The sequence below is a fragment of the Dapis brunnea BLCC-M229 genome (assembly GCF_050015995.1).
In the GTDB taxonomy this organism is placed as follows: domain Bacteria; phylum Cyanobacteriota; class Cyanobacteriia; order Cyanobacteriales; family Microcoleaceae; genus Trichodesmium.
Genome location: NZ_JBNHEP010000054.1, coordinates 12319 through 16449 on the forward strand (window position 1 = coordinate 12319; position 4131 = coordinate 16449).

The following is a 4131-nucleotide window of genomic DNA, read 5'->3' on the forward strand; positions in this document are numbered from 1 at the left end:
ACAAGATAAATGTATCTCAAAAAGCCTGATAAATCCTATATTATGTTTGTTCTTGATTATCGCCTTTGTCTGTCTCAAAAACCCTGCACTTCTAACAGACCTAGCCTCAAAAATATCAGAAATTTTTTTTCTCACTCCTGTATATTCCCTATTCCTTCTAACCCTATCCTCCTATCTATCTACCAAACACTTATTCAGTAGACCAAAATTATCTTTTCCCCTATTCCCTGTTGATAATTAAGTTATTTCCTAAACAATTAATCCAGCCACAAGCAACCAGGAATAGGGAATAGTAAGAAACAAGATAAATGTATCTCAAAAAGCCTGATAAATCCTATATTATGTTTGTTCTTGTCTTTGACCATTACGAAATACTCCAGGAAATCGCTTTCCTTCAGAATCTATAATAATTCCTACGCCATGAGGTACTCCACCCCTTAGTTCCCCTTCATAGCGAATTCCATTAGGATATGTACAACTTCCTTTGCCATCTAGTGCTGCGTTATAAAAATCTCCTTGACACCGTATTCCATTAGCACGGGTAAACACTCCTGGGCCAAAAGGAGACCCGGCAAAGAATTCTCCCTCATAGCGATCGCCATTAGCGTAAATAAATTGACCTCGACCCGTGGGCTGACTACTAATCACACTACTAGAGAGATTTTCTACTAAGTTAAAATCTCCAACAAAGCGATCGCCATTCTCAAAAATAATTGTCCCTGCCCTAATTTGTCCATTTTGGAATACTCCTGTCACTCTAGCATCATTGGAGAATATAAAAGTACCTTGTCCATTAGGAAGACCATTACGAAACTGTCCTTCGTAGCGATCGCGATTAGCATAGATATATACACCACTTCCTTGTGGCCTTCCATTAACAAAATCCCCAGCATAATTATCTCCATTGGGGTAATTACACTTAACTCTGCCTGTGGGAGGGTTGCCTTCACAAAAAGGTGCTTCTGTTTGTTCTTGTGCCATTAAGTGCTGAGGATGCCACATTATGATTATGTATCCTAGGCAAGAACCTGTTAATATTGCTGTCCTTAGTTGTTTTATTAATCGCAGCATGGTTTAGTATCAAGCTTGCTTATTTATATATACAATTTTTGTTTTGTGACATACTCCCATACTAACCATTCGGTATAGTCTGGTCTTCTCGTTACCGAGTCCTGCTATTGCATTGGACTCCACGAGCTTTAATAACGGAATGCCATGCCGCCCTATTTTTTATATTTATCGCCAAATGTTTAGATTGCGACCGATAACAATGCCACAATGGGGACAAGAATTAATTCTATCGGATAATTCTCTAGGTACTTTGTGAAAGAATAATATTTTTAAATTAATGGTACTTGATTTCCCATTAATTTATCGCCGATTCCAATGCGCCAATTTTTCAAATATGGTGTGAGACTTCTCAAGGAATTAGCTAATTTCGGTGCTTTGATTATATATGTATTATATACAGCATTGACATCTCCAGGGGTTGAAACACCCTGGATTCTGTGGCAAATCCACCGAAAACTGGATAAATCCGCGTTTTCTTCAAGCCTGTCAACAGACTTCTACACTCCTCAACATAGACCATTATCTAGCTGTGAGCTTACATTTTTTTTGTTAGCTTTCACGAGTGGTTTTACTCAAAATTTTGGAGCAATAAATCGCTGCTCTAGCTGTATTGCTTGCTTTGAGTCGTCGTAGGACACTAAGTCCCCATTAACTGTCTGCCGGAATCTCACCGTACTAGCTAGAGGTAATGGCTACAAACCTTGTTCTTACTTGCTATCCTACTAGCATAGCAGATTTTTACTACGGGTTGAAACCCGCGTTTCATTATTTAACCAGGGGATAAATCTTCCGGGAACTTTCCTCCCGATATCTTTTAGATTTGCAGGACTAATTGGTACATTGACAACAATGAGTAAAATAATTTTTTATTTTCTCAAATTCAAAAAATTATTGTTTTAATCTGTAGTACCTAATTGTTTTGTAAAGGGCTGTATATAATTTAGTTCACAAAAACATAGTCATATAAGACAGGCCTTTATTTTTTCACTCTTACCATATCGCGATCGACCACAGTACGGTGCTAGTTGCTTCAAGTTAGGAGTTCTCCAAGATTGACTCTACCCTCCATCCCATAACCAAAGCTATTTGGGTAATCTTTTTTTTTACTCTCAGGCTCTATTGATTTTTAGCTAGGAGAGTATTAAAGATTACTATTATCTTTACAATACTCAACTCTAGATATTATAGGAGTTTTGAGGATTCATTCAAAAATCCCCAAACTTTCTGAGCAGCAATTTTTTTATTATTCTTCAGCAGTTATTGGTTTACTTCCAACCTCTTTGGGAATTTCCACACCACTTTGTTCAAAAACAACAATTGGGTCAGCTCCCTTCTTCAAGTCAACTCGCTTTACCAATACCTTCCCATTAGCCAGTCTTTGTCCAATTTTCACATATCTACTTGTAGGTTCAGTAGGAACTTTCACAATAATCTGTTTTTGACTTCCTACTTCCACAACCCCGCTAACTTCTATGCCATCGGCAATAGTAGTATCCGGAGGAGGTGGTGGTGGTGGAGGAGGAGGAGGTGGTGGAGGAGGTGGTGGTGGAAAACCAGGTCCTCTCCACTGAGCAGGTGGGGTTGGTGATATGGGCAATTCTGGTAAACTTGGTACTTGTTGAGTAGATGAACTTGGCAGCTCTGGGGGTTTTGGTGGTGAAGGTATTTTTGGGGATTGTGTAGCACTTGGGGGATGAGCTGCAACTGTCTGATCGGAGGTGTTATTATTGCTCCTTGACGAGGTATTACTATTGCTTCTTGATTTAGTATTACTTCCAGATGCTACTTGTTGATTTCTTTTTTGTTGCGAACTACTTGTTGTGTTTTTGCTTGATTGAGAGGGAGGTTGTGGTGAACCTAAGTTTTGATTTGGTTGGTCGGGTTTCCTTGTTTGGACTGACTGTTCTGAATTTTGTTGTTGAGGTGCTTGGTTTGAATCTCCCACCTGATTTGTGGCCACCTGATTTGTGGTTTGAGTTCTCCCTGCTGGTCTTGGTCTCCAAGAGGAAGGGGATTTAGTTTCTGGTAAATTGGGGATATTTGGTACTTGTTGACTGCTTATTTCAGGAAGTTGGGTAAATATAGAATCGCCCGTTTGATCGGAGTCCTGACGTGGTACTGGGATAGCTGGTAAACCTGAGAAAGGATCTTTTGTATCTGGAATTGCCGGAATAGAAGTTTGTGTTTGAGAAGTTGTGTTGGTTTGAACTTCTTGCTTGAGGGATTTGGTTCTTTCATTCGGGTCTGTAGACCGAATTAAATCTGTTGATATTTCCGACTTCTGGGGAACATCTGGAGATGGAAAAGGTCCATCAGTAGATTTTGAAGATAGAGATTCTGGAGCTTCTAATTTTGGGCTAGGGGAAGTTTCTGGAGTATTGGCAGTAGAACTATCTCTACCATTGATAAAAGGAATAGAGTCACATCCACTTATCCAAAGAGATAATATACTTGCTCCTACTGTTAAGAAAAGTTTACGCATTACGATTGTGAAAAACCTAATATTGCACAGGATAGCATTGACATCTTCCTTACGGAGCAGGTTTGCGGAGCATTACCTAAGAAAGCTGCTCTCAAAGAGGCTTTTTCTGCTATTCTTTGAGACGAGCTGCCCTTTTCATGTCGCGCAGGGAAACATAGCACCTACTTCCGAAGTCATTTACTATTTCTGGTCTTACGGTTGCTCGATATACTGAAACTGCTAGCCCAGAAGTCTTATTGAAGGTAACAGATTACTGTTAGAAATGCAATATTGATTAGCATTCATCCCAAAGGTATGAGAATTTTGCTAAATATTAGTCTACTGAAGTATCATAACCAAAACTTTGATATTTTTGAGGAAAAACTCAAAAATAACAAAATTTAGGAGGGTATTTATAGCTGATTTGCAACTTGGATTAAACTTTTATCTCACCTAGCTCTGAGCCAGTTAGACTCTACTCAGCCATAATTAACCCAAGTTTGGCAAGAAACTAAGCCTCTTAAATATTTACATTTACTATTATTTGACATCCTCCCGACGCTGACCTGCACCTGCAGCGCGGGATTCCCGTCCATCAT

At 39.2% G+C, this 4131-nt stretch carries 2 protein-coding genes; both read right to left on the reverse strand.

The window, feature by feature from the left end:
* Nucleotides 1-339: 339 nt before the first annotated feature.
* Complete coding sequence (locus ACP6PM_RS06090; RefSeq protein WP_375340141.1) at nucleotides 340-1071, reverse strand: MORN repeat-containing protein; 732 nt, start codon at nucleotides 1069-1071, stop codon at nucleotides 340-342.
* A gap of 1243 nt (nucleotides 1072-2314) precedes the next feature.
* Nucleotides 2315-3553 (reverse strand): hypothetical protein, encoded by a 1239-nt coding sequence (locus ACP6PM_RS06095; RefSeq protein ID WP_426582793.1) that lies wholly within the window; start codon nucleotides 3551-3553, stop codon nucleotides 2315-2317.
* Nucleotides 3554-4131 lie beyond the last annotated feature (578 nt).

Excerpts from the sequence above, each read along its gene's own strand:
- ACP6PM_RS06095 (WP_426582793.1), bottom strand. The coding sequence starts at position 3,553 with ATGCGTAAACTTTTCTTAACAGTAGGAGCAAGTATATTATCTCTTTGG.
- ACP6PM_RS06090 (WP_375340141.1), bottom strand. The coding sequence starts at position 1,071 with ATGCTGCGATTAATAAAACAACTAAGGACAGCAATATTAACAGGTTCT.